Source organism: Pseudomonas sp. NFACC05-1, from assembly GCF_900100135.1.
Taxonomy (GTDB): Bacteria; Pseudomonadota; Gammaproteobacteria; order Pseudomonadales; family Pseudomonadaceae; genus Aquipseudomonas; species Aquipseudomonas fluorescens_Q.
In genome coordinates this window covers 32,719-44,891 of record NZ_FMTR01000001.1, presented here as the reverse complement: position 1 = coordinate 44,891, position 12,173 = coordinate 32,719, and the positions used below count along the sequence as shown (strand labels likewise).

Below are 12,173 nucleotides of genomic sequence, written 5' to 3'. Positions count from 1 at the left end.
CTGCGCCGACGCTTCTATATATAGAAGCAGCTTGCCCGATCGCGCGACGCCCGCCCCCACAAGGGGACCGACGGACATGTCACGCATCATCGCGAAACACATTCGCGAAAACCGACCGCTACGCGCAGCGCCAAAAAACCGTACCGACGCCAAACACAGAACCACTGAAAACAAAAACGGCGCAGCCCCTTTCAGGTACTGCGCCGTTTTCTGCTATTTAAATAGCGACTTGTATGGTGCGGACGGAGAGACTCGAACTCTCACACCTTGCGGCGCTGGAACCTAAATCCAGTGTGTCTACCAATTCCACCACATCCGCGTATCAAGCTTTTAAAGCAAAGGCGCCAGATTGTTAGATCTGGCGCCTTTCTAGAATATGGGGTGGACGATGGGGATCGAACCCACGACAACGGGAGTCACAATCCCGTGCTCTACCAACTGAGCTACGCCCACCATATTGCCTTGTTGCCTTACTTGTGCCAAAGCTGCCTAATTGGCGCACCCGGCAGGACTCGAACCTGCGACCATCCGCTTAGAAGGCGGATGCTCTATCCAGCTGAGCTACGGGCGCCTTTTTAATCTGTATTCTTGGACGATTACAAACTAAGTGCTTTCAGTTTCGCCGAGTTTAAACAACCAACTCCGCTCCACCTTCTTAACCAGTGCTAGGCTGTGCCCGACAAGTGCGACGAATGTTATAGACGGCCTGATAGGTCGTCAACTCTTTTTTAAAAAAAATTCATTTAATTAAAGGGGTTAGGGGAATTTGCAGACCAAGCGCCTTTGCCCTCACGCCCCGGCATGCGAGAATGCGTTCTCTTTTTTTCCCCTCTCGATGGTTAACCACGCGCAATGACTGCACAACTTATCGACGGCAAATCGATCGCCGCCAGCCTGCGCCAGCAGATCGCCCAACGAGTCACCGAGCGCCGCCAGCAAGGCCTGCGCACGCCCGGCCTTGCGGTGATCCTGGTCGGCAGCGATCCTGCCTCTCAGGTTTATGTCTCGCACAAGCGTAAAGACTGTGAAGAGGTCGGCTTCCTTTCCCAGGCCTACGACCTGCCTTCCGAAACCACCCAGCAAGCGTTGGCCGATCTGATCGATCGCTTGAACGATGACCCGAACATCGACGGCGTTCTGCTCCAGCTGCCGCTGCCTGAACACCTCGACGCCTCCAAGCTGTTGGAGCGTATCCGCCCGGACAAAGACGTCGATGGCTTCCATCCTTATAACGTCGGTCGCCTGGCCCAGCGCATCCCGTTGCTTCGTCCCTGCACCCCGAAAGGCATCATGACGTTGCTGGAAAGCACTGGCGTGGACCTGTATGGCCTCGACGCCGTAGTAGTGGGTGCGTCCAACATCGTTGGTCGTCCAATGGCCATGGAGCTGCTGCTGGCCGGCTGCACCGTGACCGTGACCCATCGTTTCACCAAGGATCTGGCTGGCCATGTCGGCCGCGCGGACCTGGTGGTGGTGGCCGCCGGCAAACCCGGCCTGGTCAAAGGCGAGTGGATCAAGGAAGGCGCCATCGTCATCGACGTGGGAATCAATCGCCAGGAAGATGGCAAGCTGGTGGGCGACGTGGTCTACGAGACCGCCCTGCCCCGCGCCGGCTGGATCACGCCGGTACCTGGCGGCGTAGGCCCGATGACCCGCGCCTGCCTGCTGGAAAACACGTTGTACGCGGCTGAAACGCTGCACAGCTGATACGCGTCAACAAAAAACCTGTGGGAGCGAGCTTGCTCGCGATAGCGATGGACCAGCCAACATCCAGTTGACTGACACACCGCTATCGCGAGCAAGCTCGCTCCCGCAGATGTTTCCGGCGACGGACTTTAGCCGCCAAATTACACATTTTTCAGATTCGTTTCGCCAAAATCCCCCGCCATGAAACTTTATTTATTCATAAGCCTTGGCGGTACAGGCATATAGCGCTGCTGTCGCCCATACTCCTAAAATGCGACGTTTTTTTTTAAAAGTCGTTGCTCAACGGCACCTTCAACTCTATCGAGCCTACTCGCGTGAAAATCCGTCTTTCGATCATCAGCCTGTTCATCGCTTTCACAGGCAGTTTTATCACGCAGAATGTCGCTGCACAGGAAACCATCGCAGCCCCACGGGATACGGCCAAACTGCAAGTCGCCTCGGGCAGCGCGATGTTGCTGGACCTGCAGACGGATAAAGTCGTTTATTCGAGCAACCCGGACGTGGTGGTGCCCATCGCGTCGGTGACCAAGTTGATGACCGGCCTGATCGTGCTGGATGCCAAACAGAACCTGGATGAGTACATCTCCATCACCATCGCCAACACCCCAGAGATGAAGGGCGTGTTTTCCCGGGTCAAGCTCAACAGCGAGCTGTCGCGCCGGGACGTGCTGCTGATCGCCCTGATGTCTTCGGAAAACCGCGCCGCCGCCAGCCTCGCCCACCACTATCCGGGGGGCTATGCGGCGTTCATTGCCGCCATGAACGCCAAGGCGAAGGCGCTGGGCATGACCAGCACCCATTACGTCGAACCGACGGGCCTGTCGATCCACAACGTCTCGACTGCCAGGGACCTGACCAAGCTGCTGATCGCCGCGCGCAAGTACCCTCTGCTGAGCGAACTGAGCACGACCAAGGAAAAGACCGTTACGTTCCGCAAGCCTGTGTACAGCCTGGGATTCCGCAACACCGACCACCTGGTCCACAAGGCTAACTGGGATATCCAGTTGACCAAGACTGGCTTCACCAACCAGGCCGGTCACTGCCTGGTGCTGGTGACGAAAATGGGCAATCGCCCGATGGCGCTGGTGATCCTCGACGCCTTTGGCAAGTACACGCACTTCGCCGATGCCAGCCGGATTCGTAGCTGGGTGGAAACCGGAAAAAGCGCCGCGGTACCAGCGGTGGCCCTGCAATACAAGGCCGCCAAGAATCTCAAGAGCCGCCAGAGTGGCGTGGTGGAAGCCTCCCAATAACCACAGGTTATTTATGGCTTCAAGTCCCCCAGCGGATCATAGGGCTTGGGCTTGCGCTCATCCTTCTTGTCCAGGGGCGCCTTGGCCGGCCCTACCGGATCGACCTGGGGATCCTCAAGATCCGGTGAATCCGGATCGAACCCCAAATCATCGCCGCTGGAATGCTCTGACGAATGTGGCCCCGTAGGTGTTTTCGACTGCGCCATGCGTGCCTCCTCCAATCACGGTCGGAAAATGCCCAACCCTGACGATAAGAGCTTCAGACCTGCCTGGTTGTGCCCGGCAAGTGACGAACGGGGTGAGCGATCAATGCGCCGCTTCCAAGGTCTTGGTGGCCCGCGCCGCGGCTTGTTCCTGCCCTGCCCCGCCCAATTCGACCGCCGCCTTGAGCCACCGCTGCGAGTCGACATTGGCCGGCAGCTGCGTAGGTCGCTGGACCAGCACCGCCCAGCCACCCGCGCTCTGGAAGGCCGACTCGAAGGCACTGAAGCTCATCAATTGCCGCCGGTTCATGCCTGAGCGCAGCAATACCGTCTGCTTCTGACGGTTGTAGCCGGCGAGAATCCCATACCGAGGCTCGGCCCAGAACGCCGAACCGTCGATATAGCGCACCAGCACCGGATAGCCCGCCGCGACCTGTTCCAACAACGCGGGCAGCTTGGCGTCGAGGGGATATACCAGCAACCCGTATTCACGCGCCAGGGTCTGCATATTCAGTTGCAAACCGGCTTCGCCACCCGGCAGGTGCAACGGTTTCTCCAGCAGCCCCGGCGTGATCACCGTGCCTTGCAACGTCAGCAGGGCAGCCAGGGACTGCGGGGCGCCCTGGTACATTTCGCCGCGAAAGAACGGCACGCTGTTAAGTTCCACCCGCTCGGGCAGGCGCTGTACCTGCGGCGACACACTGCCCGCACACCCCACCAGGGCAACGAGGCAGGACAGCGTCAGGACCAGTGATCGAAAAGATGAAATAACCGGCGACATGATGACTCTCTTGTTCAGACGCCCGGCATCCGGGGCCAGGCTTGGGTCGACGATCATAAGGCGCGCACAGCCCTGGGTATAGCCATAACAGCAGTTTTACGAGCGCGATAGAACGAACCGATCCGTGCCCGAGCGCCACGGATCGATTACCTGCAACACTTGGACGACTAGACTGTCCATGTATTAGGTGCGTGATCCCGGACCGGGATAAAAAGGAGGCACAGATGAGCCTGACCACGACAATTCTGATGCTGATATTCGGCTGGCTGAGCGTAGCCACGGCCATGCTGTGGGGTGTGCTCCGGATCACCCGGCGCCATCATCACGCACCACCTGCGCAATCGGAAAAAACCAGAAAACCCGCGCGACACCACGCCACCGCACACTGAGCATTCGCTTTTCAAACCCTAACAAAAAAGCCACCCGGGCCTGGACCCGGGTGGCTTCTGTCTGCCTGGCATCAGGCGTTGTCGGCCAACGCCCTTTCCCTGGCCCGGCGGGACAACATGTTCAACACTTCGATCGCCGCCGAGAACGCCATGGCCGCATAGATATAGCCCTTGGGCACATGGGCACCGAAGCCTTCGGCGATCAGCGTCATGCCGATCATGATCAGGAAACCCAGGGCCAGCATCACCACCGTCGGGTTGTCATTGATGAACTTGGCGAGCGGTTCGGCCGCCAGCAGCATCACCAACACCGACACAACGACCGCGATGATCATGATCGGCAAATGTTCGGTCATGCCCACAGCCGTGATGATGCTGTCGATGGAAAACACCAGGTCCAACATCAGGATCTGACCGATTGCTGCAGCAAAGCCCAGGGTCACGGCGGACGTGGCCGACTTGGGGTCATTCGGTGCAGGGTCCATGCTGTGGTGAATTTCAGTGGTCGCTTTCCACAGCAGGAACAGGCCGCCGGCAATCAGGATCATGTCTTTCCAGGAGAACGCCTGGCCCAGGATTTCGATAACCGGTTCGGTCAACTGCACAATGAAGGCAATGGTGCTCAACAAGCCCAGGCGCAGGATCAGCGCCATGCCGATACCGATCCGCCGCGCCTTGGCACGGTGCTGGGCGGGCAGCTTGTTGGTCAGAATCGAAATGAAGATCAGGTTATCGATGCCAAGCACGATTTCCATGACCACCAGAGTTGCCAGGGCGATCCACGCGGTGGGGCTGGCGGCGAGCTGTAGAAGATAATCCATGGGTCAGTCCTGACTGATGTGACGTGTTAGATGGTTTTGGTCGGGGTTTGTGTTTCGTCAGCTTCGTCCGCCGGTTTTTTCTTCGGGCTGATCAACCCGCCGGTGGCTTCGCTGATCGCCTGTTCGGCGGCCTTGTGGGTGTCATCAATGGCCTGCTTGGCGGTTTCCGCAGCCTGGCCCATCAGTTGCTGGGCACTTTTCTCAGCCTGTTCACAACCCGCCAGTGTCGTTACGGACATCACAAGCAGGGCTGCCAGCCCCAGGGATTTGTATGTCATGGAATGAATGCCTCTTGGGAGAATAAAAGGAGCACGAAAGTGGCCCACCAATGGCAAGGCATTCTAGAGACGCGAATACTTCAGGAAAATTCGTATTTTCAGCGGTTATACTTCGGTTTTTACGAAGCAACGTGATCCCATGCTCAACTATCGACAACTGCATTATTTCTGGGTGGTGGCTAAAACCGGCAGCATCGTGCGCGCCTGCGAGCAGTTGAACCTGACCCCACAGACCATCAGCGGGCAGATTTCCCTGTTCGAACAGACCTATAACATCAAGCTGTTTCGCCGCGTCGGACGGCAGCTGGAACTGACCGAGGCCGGCCGCCAGACCTTGCCCTACGCCGAACACATGTTCCAGTTGGGTGGCGAGCTGGAATTGATGCTGCGAGCCCAGCCCAACGAGCAGCAAACCCTGTTTCGGGTCGGGGTGGCGGATGTGGTGCCCAAATCCATCGTCTACCGGCTGCTCGCGCCGACCATGGAGTTGAGTGAGCCGCTGCGCATCACCTGTCGCGAGGACAAGCTCGAACGGTTGCTGGCGGACTTGGCAATCCAGCGTCTGGACCTGGTGATTTCCGACAGCCCGATGCCGACCCACCTGGACATCAAGGGCTACAGCCAGAAACTGGGAGAATGCGGGATCAGCTTTTTCGCCACCGCCGCGCTGGCCGAACGCTACGGGCAGGATTTCCCCCACGGCCTGCATGACGCTCCACTGCTGATTCCCGGGCCGGAAACCGTGGTGCGCAGTCGCTTGCAACGCTGGTTCGCCGAGCAACAGATCCAGCCGCGTATCGTCGGCGAGTTCGACGACAGCGCATTGATGCAGGCCTTCGGCCAATCAGGCAGCGGGATTTTCATCGGCCCGAGCGTGATCGCCGAAGAGGTCAAGCGCCAGTACGGCGTAGAAGTGATCGGCCAGACCAATGCGGTGAGCGAATCCTTCTACGCCATTTCCGTGGAGCGCAAGGTCAGCCACCCCGGCATCGTCGCGATTGCCGAAGGCGCTCGTCGCGAGTTGTTCAGCGCTTAGCAGGCAACACGAGGTTTGAAGGTCATCAGCAGCAACGCCAGCAGGATCGATATGAAGATGAACCCGGCCGCCGCAAACCCGACACTGCCCAGGCCCAAGGTATCGATGACCCGGCCACCGACCATCGCCCCCAGGCCAATCCCCAGGTTGGCCCCGGCGATGTTCAACGATGCGGCAAAGGCCGGGGCCTGCGGAGCCGCCTTCATCAGCCGCACATGACTGACCAGGAACAAGGCCGCCTGGGTTACGCCCCAGATGCCCATTGCCGCCGCCAGCGCGAGGGGCGAATGAATGCTCGGCACCAACGCCACCATGCCGCCGATCAGGAACAGGCAGAAGACCATCGATGCGATCAACGGATGCCGGTCCACCGCCCGACCGCCCAGGGAATTGCCCAGCAGCCCGACGGCGCCGAAGCCCATCAGGCACCAGCCCACCAGGGTGCCATCGAACCCAGCGAGGCGTTCGAGGATATCCGCCAGGTAGGTATAGGCGGTGAACATGCCGCTGAACACCAGGATCGACAACAGCACATGCCCTTGCATCAACGGGCTGCGCAGGATCTTGAATTGCGAACGAAAGCTCACCTGATGCTGGTGCAGGTTGGTTTTCGGCAAGTAGATAAACAGCAGCAAGGCCTTGGCGAAGGCGATGACCGCCAGGATCGCGAACGCACTGCGCCAGCCAAACGCATCGGAAATCAACGTGCCCACGGGAATGCCGAACACCGTGGCACAGACGATGCCAAAGCCGATTCGGGCGATGGCCCGCCCGGCCAACTGTGGCCCGACAATGTCCACCGCCGTTTCACTGGCCAGCGCCCAGAACACCGGCAGGCCCAGGGCCGGGATCAACCGGGCAACGGCCATCACCCAGATGTTGGGGGCAACGGCGGCGAGCATGTTGGCCAGACCGAACATCACCAGCACGCCGATAAACAACTTGCGCCGCTCAAAGCGGGCGAACCAGGCCGTCAGGAATGGCCCGAACGCCGCCACCGTAAACGCGAACAACGTCACCAGTAGGCCGGCCTGGGGGATGCTGACCTGCAAGTCGCGGGCGATAGAGGGCAACAGGCCAACGATGACGAATTCCGTGGTCAGCACCGTAAAACCGGCGGCCGACAACAGGAAAATGGGTAACAGCATGCAGAACTCCAGCGAAACGACGACACCAGCGTTAGCCCAAGGGCCCGCTGGCAGTAAGAAAGTGAGAACGGCAAAGCCTAACAGAATGCGCGCGTCTTACAAACGCATGCCAGGCCCCGGATAAGGGTGACGGACTGTCACAGGTCCGTCAGATTTGTTACCGGCTGTGATAAAGTCCGCGGCCTGCAAACGCCGTACTTTCCCACGGTCCGCTCATGTGGCCTGCCCGCTTGTTGCCCTGACTCGTCGACCGTCGCACACAATAAAATCAGAGATGCCGCTATGACAGCTTCGTCCGTTACCCCTATGCAACGCCTCAAACGCACCAGCCTGGTGACGCAAATCATCATCGGTCTGATCGCCGGTATTGTCCTGGCATGGCTGGCGCCCGACGTGGCCAAGTCCACCGCATTCATCGGCAAGGTCTTCGTGTCCGCGCTCAAGGCCGTAGCACCGATTTTGGTATTCGTGCTGGTCATGGCATCCATCGCCAACCACAAGCACGGCCAGGAAACCCATATCCGCCCCATCCTGTTCCTCTACCTGCTGGGCACGTTCGCCGCGGCGGTGGTCGCGGTGGTTGCCAGTACACTGTTTCCGTCCAGCCTGGTGCTATCGACCCAAGACGTCGCGGTCACGGCGCCCGGGGGCATCAGCGAGGTGCTGCAAAGCCTGCTGCTGAGCGTGGTGGATAACCCGGTCCGGGCGCTGATGGACGGTAACTTCATCGGCATCCTGGCCTGGGCCATCGGCATGGGCATCGCCATTCGTCATGCTGGTCAGACCACCCGCACCGTGCTCGAAGACCTGTCCAATGGCGTGACTGTCATCGTGCGCGTGGTCATTCGCTTCGCCCCACTGGGGATCTTCGGCCTGGTAGCCTCGACCTTGGCCACTTCCGGCTTCGGCGCGCTGCTCGGTTACCTGCACCTGCTCACCGTACTGATCGGCTGCATGCTGTTCGTGGCGTTGGTGGTCAACCCACTCATCGTGTTCTGGAAACTGCGTCGCAACCCCTACCCGCTGGTATTCACCTGCCTGCGCGAGAGCGGTATCACGGCATTTTTCACGCGCAGTTCGGCGGCGAATATTCCGGTGAACCTGGAGCTGAGCAAACGCCTGGGCCTGCACGAAGACACCTATTCGGTGTCGATCCCCCTGGGCGCGACCATCAACATGGCGGGTGCCGCCATTACCATCACCGTACTGACCCTGGCGGCCGTGCATACCCTGGGTATCGCAGTGGATATCCCAACAGCCGTGCTGCTGAGCGTTGTCGCGGCCATTTGCGCGTGCGGCGCATCCGGGGTGGCCGGTGGTTCGCTGTTGCTGATTCCCCTGGCGTGCAGCCTGTTTGGCATTCCCAGCGAAATCGCCATGCAAGTGGTCGCGGTGGGCTTCATCATCGGTGTCCTGCAGGACTCGGCGGAGACGGCGTTGAATTCGTCTACGGATGTGCTGTTCACAGCGGCGGCGTGCCTGGGTGAGGAAGAGAAGCTCGCGCGTACGGCGTAACAACTGCGGTGGCTATTCGGTCGTCATCGTCGGATCGCCGCCCAGAGCAAGCGCTCCCACAGAGGGCAGCGGCGCTCACACAATAGCCGCTACACAACAGATCCCCTGTGGGAGCGAGCTTGCTCGCGATAGCGGCGGTATATCCGCCGAGGATGTGACAGCCACAAAAAAGCCCGGGAACGGCCCACACCGTCCCGGGCTTTTTCATGCCGGCGGGTTAGAACGCGCCCATGTAGTCGCGCTTGCCCACTTCCACGCCATTGTGGCGCAGCAAGGCATAAGTAGTGGTGACGTGGAAGAAGAACTGCGGCAGGCCGTAGGTCAGCAGATAATTCTGGCCGCTGAAGCGCTTCTCTTTCGGCGTCCCTGGACGGGTAACGATTTCGATGCCTTCCTTGCCATCGATCTGCGCAGGGCTGATGCCGTCGATAAAGGCCAAGACCTTGGCGATCAGGGCTTGCAGCTCGGCGAACGTGGTCTCGGTGTCCTCATACTTCGGCACGTCGATCTCGGCAAGGCGTGCAGACACACCTTTGGCGAAGTCCACCGCGATCTGTACCTGGCGCACCAGCGGGAACATGTCCGGGTACAGGCGAGCTTGCAGGAAGGCGTTCGGGTCGATGTTTTTCGCGGTGGCGTGGGCTTCGGCCTTGTTCAGAACGTCGCTCAACGCGTTGAGCATCTGCTTGAAAACCGGGACGGAAGCGGCGTACAGGGAAATAGTCATGGCAATCTCATGCAGGTGGCAGGAAAGAATGAATCAAACGGCTGCGATTATAGCCACGGCTTGTTGCACGACTTGTCTTTTATTGCGCAAGGATTAGGCTAGGCGGCTTCCACAGCATAGGGAACGCGCGATGAGCATCGAAGAACAACAGCAGGCTGAAGAACCACGGCTCAATAGCACGGAAATCCGCATCCTCGGCGCGCTGGTCGAAAAACAGGCCACCAACCCTGAGACCTACCCGCTGACGCTCAACGCCCTGGTACTGGCCTGCAACCAGAAAACCAGCCGCGAACCGGTGATGAACCTCAACCCGGGCCAGGTCGGCCAGAGCCTGCGGGCGTTGGAAGGTCGCGGCTTTACCAAACTGGTGATGGGCAGCCGCGCCGACCGCTGGGAACATCGGGTCGACAAAGCCCTGGAGCTGGTGCCAGCCCAGGTGGTCCTGATGGGCCTGCTGTTCCTGCGTGGCCCGCAAACAGTCAATGAGCTACTGACCCGCAGCGGTCGGATGCACGACTTCGAAGACGCCGAACAAGTGGTGCACCAGCTTGAGCGCCTGATCGCCCGGGGACTGGCGCTGCTGGTGCCACGCCAGGCCGGCCAGCGCGAAGACCGCTATGTGCACGCCATGGGCGATCCGGCGGACATCGAAGCGATTCTCGCCGCCCGCCAGCACCCATTGGAGCGTGGAGCCGGTGGCGCTGTCTCGCTGGAGCGCATCGAAGAACTCGAAGCCCGGATCGCAGCCCTGGAAGAACGCCTGTCGCGGCTGGAATAGCAGTGCCTACGCCGACCGGGCGAAGGTCACGGCTTTTTCAAATTGCTCCAGGTTGGGCCGCACGCCGGTGTACAGCACGAACTGTTCCAGGGCCTGGATCGCAATGACTTCCAGCCCGGTGATGACCCGCTTGCCTTCGGCGCGGGCGCGCACGATCAGTGGCGTTTCCGACGGGATCGCCACGACATCGAACACAGTCTCGGCCGCGACGATGGTCTCGGGCTCAAACGCCAACTGATCGGCCTCCGGGCCGCCAGTCATGCCGATCGGCGTGACGTTGATCAGCATCTGCGGCCGCCGGGTACCCAGGTCAGCTTGCCATTCATATCCCAGGGACTCGGCCAGGGCTCGCCCCGCGGCTTCATTGCGGGCAACGATCAGCCCGTTCTGGTAACCCCCATCGCGCAAGGCACTGGCCACAGCCTTGGCCATGCCGCCGCTGCCGCGCAAGGCAAAGGTCGAGTCCTTGGGCACCGCGTGGCTTTGTAACAACTGGGCGATGGCAATGTAGTCGGTGTTGTAGGCCTTCAGATGGCCGTTGGTATTGACGATCGTATTGATCGACTGGATCGCGGCGGCGGAAGGATCCAGCTCATCCACCAGGGCAATGCAGGCTTCCTTGAACGGCATCGACACACCGCATCCACGAATCCCCAGGGCACGGATACCGCCCACGGCTCCAGGCAAATCCTGGCTGCTAAACGCCTTGTAATAGAAATTCAGGCCCAATTGTTCATACAGGTGATTATGAAAACGCAGGCCGAAGTTTCCGGGACGCCCCGAGAGCGACATGCACAGTTGGGTGTCTTTGTTGGGATTGATCTGCATGCGTGTCTCCTTGCATTCACTTTCGGACAGATGGAAGGGCCGTCGCGAAAGGTCTATTCGATGATGATACCGCCAGGCCCGGCCCTATCTCAGGCCACAGGATGACCCGGCGCGGTCAATAAAAGCGCTACAGACCTTACACAATATTTACCCAACGGCGTTGCAAATCCTGAGAAAATCGCTGTCATAGCAAGTATCCCCGCGACCCTCATCGGGTCTGTTGCAGACCACAGGCGCCGGGGCCGAAACGAGGAACAGCCATGAATCGTAGACTTCCCATCATCGCCCTGCTCATGGGGGCACTCGCGGTCACCGGCCAGGCATCCGCCCACGGTCGTGGTGGTTGGGAGGGGCCCGCCGTTTTTGGTGCCATCGTCGGTTCGGCCATCGTTGGCTCAGCCATCATCAACCGTGATCGGCCGGTGTATGTGCAGCAACCGGTCTATGTCCAGCCGCAGCCGGTCTACTACCAGGCCCCGCCACCGGTCTACTACCAGCCGCAGCCGGTGTATGTAGAGCGACCGATCTACTATCGCCCGGCACCGGTGTATTACGGGCCACCACGGGGCTATTACTACGGCCCACCCCGGGGTCATTACGGCCGCTGGTAACCGGCTCCCGGGCGGCACAAAAAAGCCTGTGATCATTGATCCCAGGCTTTTTCGTGTCCACTGGATAACCCCTGTGGCGAGGGAGCTTGCTCCCTCGC

At 60.0% G+C, this 12,173-nt stretch carries 14 protein-coding genes and 3 tRNA genes; 7 read left to right on the top strand and 10 right to left on the bottom strand.

What is annotated here, in order from left to right; genetic code table 11:
• Window positions 1-234 precede the first annotated feature (234 nt).
• From BLO97_RS00260 to BLO97_RS00250, 3 genes are all read right to left on the bottom strand, one after another.
• Window positions 235-319 (bottom strand) — tRNA-Leu (locus BLO97_RS00260).
• 58 nt (window positions 320-377) lie between these two features.
• Window positions 378-453: transfer RNA gene (locus BLO97_RS00255), tRNA-His, on the bottom strand.
• A gap of 41 nt (window positions 454-494) precedes the next feature.
• Window positions 495-571: transfer RNA gene (locus BLO97_RS00250), tRNA-Arg, on the bottom strand.
• 281 nt (window positions 572-852) lie between these two features.
• Between BLO97_RS00250 and folD the strand changes: the two genes are divergently transcribed.
• Both folD and pbpG read left to right on the top strand, forming a co-directional pair.
• Window positions 853-1,707 (top strand): bifunctional methylenetetrahydrofolate dehydrogenase/methenyltetrahydrofolate cyclohydrolase FolD, encoded by an 855-nt coding sequence (gene folD / locus BLO97_RS00245; protein ID WP_003199858.1) that lies wholly within the window; start codon window positions 853-855, stop codon window positions 1,705-1,707.
• A 314-nt stretch (window positions 1,708-2,021) separates the two neighbouring features.
• Window positions 2,022-2,960, top strand: a complete 939-nt coding sequence (pbpG, locus tag BLO97_RS00240) for a D-alanyl-D-alanine endopeptidase (RefSeq protein WP_072346585.1) — start codon at window positions 2,022-2,024, stop codon at window positions 2,958-2,960.
• Window positions 2,961-2,971: 11 nt separating this feature from the next.
• Here the strand turns inward: pbpG and BLO97_RS00235 are convergent, their stop codons facing one another.
• Both BLO97_RS00235 and BLO97_RS00230 read right to left on the bottom strand, forming a co-directional pair.
• The gene (locus BLO97_RS00235; protein ID WP_060738326.1) at window positions 2,972-3,166 is read right to left on the bottom strand and encodes a DUF6021 family protein; all 195 of its coding nucleotides are present in this window, start codon (window positions 3,164-3,166) and stop codon (window positions 2,972-2,974) included.
• Window positions 3,167-3,266: 100 nt separating this feature from the next.
• Complete coding sequence (locus tag BLO97_RS00230) at window positions 3,267-3,944, bottom strand: hypothetical protein (RefSeq protein WP_092345076.1); 678 nt, start codon at window positions 3,942-3,944, stop codon at window positions 3,267-3,269.
• Between the two features lie 224 nt (window positions 3,945-4,168).
• On the opposite strand from BLO97_RS00230, the gene BLO97_RS31515 reads away from it, so the two are divergent.
• A complete protein-coding gene (locus tag BLO97_RS31515) occupies window positions 4,169-4,333 on the top strand; it encodes a hypothetical protein (RefSeq protein ID WP_170862005.1) in 165 nt (54 codons plus the stop codon).
• Window positions 4,334-4,404: 71 nt separating this feature from the next.
• Here BLO97_RS31515 and BLO97_RS00225 read toward each other — a convergent pair whose 3' ends face one another.
• Together BLO97_RS00225 and BLO97_RS00220 are read right to left on the bottom strand one after the other, a co-directional pair.
• Window positions 4,405-5,154, bottom strand: coding sequence for a TerC family protein (locus BLO97_RS00225; RefSeq protein ID WP_092145405.1), 750 nt, complete (start codon window positions 5,152-5,154; stop codon window positions 4,405-4,407).
• A gap of 26 nt (window positions 5,155-5,180) precedes the next feature.
• The gene (locus tag BLO97_RS00220) at window positions 5,181-5,432 is read right to left on the bottom strand and encodes a hypothetical protein (RefSeq protein WP_063322134.1); all 252 of its coding nucleotides are present in this window, start codon (window positions 5,430-5,432) and stop codon (window positions 5,181-5,183) included.
• Window positions 5,433-5,571: 139 nt separating this feature from the next.
• Here BLO97_RS00220 and nhaR point away from each other — a divergent pair, with 139 nt between their 5' ends.
• Window positions 5,572-6,468 (top strand): transcriptional activator NhaR, encoded by an 897-nt coding sequence (nhaR, locus tag BLO97_RS00215; RefSeq protein WP_092145403.1) that lies wholly within the window; start codon window positions 5,572-5,574, stop codon window positions 6,466-6,468.
• On the opposite strand, the gene BLO97_RS00210 is transcribed toward nhaR, so the two are convergent.
• Window positions 6,465-7,616, bottom strand: a complete 1,152-nt coding sequence (locus tag BLO97_RS00210; protein ID WP_092344359.1) for an MFS transporter — start codon at window positions 7,614-7,616, stop codon at window positions 6,465-6,467. The genes nhaR and BLO97_RS00210 overlap by 4 nt on opposite strands.
• Window positions 7,617-7,898: 282 nt before the next feature.
• Here BLO97_RS00210 and sstT point away from each other — a divergent pair, with 282 nt between their 5' ends.
• Complete coding sequence (gene sstT, locus BLO97_RS00205) at window positions 7,899-9,131, top strand: serine/threonine transporter SstT (protein WP_092223871.1); 1,233 nt, start codon at window positions 7,899-7,901, stop codon at window positions 9,129-9,131.
• Between the two features lie 217 nt (window positions 9,132-9,348).
• Here sstT and BLO97_RS00200 read toward each other — a convergent pair whose 3' ends face one another.
• The gene (locus BLO97_RS00200) at window positions 9,349-9,858 is read right to left on the bottom strand and encodes a DUF1993 domain-containing protein (RefSeq protein WP_063322138.1); all 510 of its coding nucleotides are present in this window, start codon (window positions 9,856-9,858) and stop codon (window positions 9,349-9,351) included.
• Window positions 9,859-9,988: 130 nt separating this feature from the next.
• On the opposite strand from BLO97_RS00200, the gene BLO97_RS00195 reads away from it, so the two are divergent.
• A complete protein-coding gene (locus BLO97_RS00195) occupies window positions 9,989-10,636 on the top strand; it encodes a YceH family protein (protein WP_092145395.1) in 648 nt (215 codons plus the stop codon).
• A gap of 6 nt (window positions 10,637-10,642) precedes the next feature.
• On the opposite strand, the gene BLO97_RS00190 is transcribed toward BLO97_RS00195, so the two are convergent.
• On the bottom strand, window positions 10,643-11,464 hold the full coding sequence (locus tag BLO97_RS00190) for a shikimate 5-dehydrogenase (protein ID WP_092223869.1): 822 nt from the start codon (window positions 11,462-11,464) through the stop codon (window positions 10,643-10,645).
• A gap of 260 nt (window positions 11,465-11,724) precedes the next feature.
• Between BLO97_RS00190 and BLO97_RS00185 the strand changes: the two genes are divergently transcribed.
• Window positions 11,725-12,075, top strand: a complete 351-nt coding sequence (locus BLO97_RS00185) for a hypothetical protein (protein WP_063322141.1) — start codon at window positions 11,725-11,727, stop codon at window positions 12,073-12,075.
• Window positions 12,076-12,173 lie beyond the last annotated feature (98 nt).

What these genes read in the sequence shown, in the direction of transcription:
- folD (WP_003199858.1), top strand. Translation starts at nt 853, where the DNA reads ATGACTGCACAACTTATCGACGGCAAATCGATCGCCGCCAGCCTGCGC.
- BLO97_RS00235 (WP_060738326.1), bottom strand. Translation starts at nt 3,166, where the DNA reads ATGGCGCAGTCGAAAACACCTACGGGGCCACATTCGTCAGAGCATTCC.
- BLO97_RS00230 (WP_092345076.1), bottom strand. Translation starts at nt 3,944, where the DNA reads ATGTCGCCGGTTATTTCATCTTTTCGATCACTGGTCCTGACGCTGTCC.
- BLO97_RS31515 (WP_170862005.1), top strand. Translation starts at nt 4,169, where the DNA reads ATGAGCCTGACCACGACAATTCTGATGCTGATATTCGGCTGGCTGAGC.
- BLO97_RS00225 (WP_092145405.1), bottom strand. Translation starts at nt 5,154, where the DNA reads ATGGATTATCTTCTACAGCTCGCCGCCAGCCCCACCGCGTGGATCGCC.
- BLO97_RS00220 (WP_063322134.1), bottom strand. Translation starts at nt 5,432, where the DNA reads ATGACATACAAATCCCTGGGGCTGGCAGCCCTGCTTGTGATGTCCGTA.
- nhaR (WP_092145403.1), top strand. Translation starts at nt 5,572, where the DNA reads ATGCTCAACTATCGACAACTGCATTATTTCTGGGTGGTGGCTAAAACC.
- BLO97_RS00210 (WP_092344359.1), bottom strand. Translation starts at nt 7,616, where the DNA reads ATGCTGTTACCCATTTTCCTGTTGTCGGCCGCCGGTTTTACGGTGCTG.
- sstT (WP_092223871.1), top strand. Translation starts at nt 7,899, where the DNA reads ATGACAGCTTCGTCCGTTACCCCTATGCAACGCCTCAAACGCACCAGC.
- BLO97_RS00200 (WP_063322138.1), bottom strand. Translation starts at nt 9,858, where the DNA reads ATGACTATTTCCCTGTACGCCGCTTCCGTCCCGGTTTTCAAGCAGATG.
- BLO97_RS00195 (WP_092145395.1), top strand. Translation starts at nt 9,989, where the DNA reads ATGAGCATCGAAGAACAACAGCAGGCTGAAGAACCACGGCTCAATAGC.
- BLO97_RS00190 (WP_092223869.1), bottom strand. Translation starts at nt 11,464, where the DNA reads ATGCAGATCAATCCCAACAAAGACACCCAACTGTGCATGTCGCTCTCG.
- BLO97_RS00185 (WP_063322141.1), top strand. Translation starts at nt 11,725, where the DNA reads ATGAATCGTAGACTTCCCATCATCGCCCTGCTCATGGGGGCACTCGCG.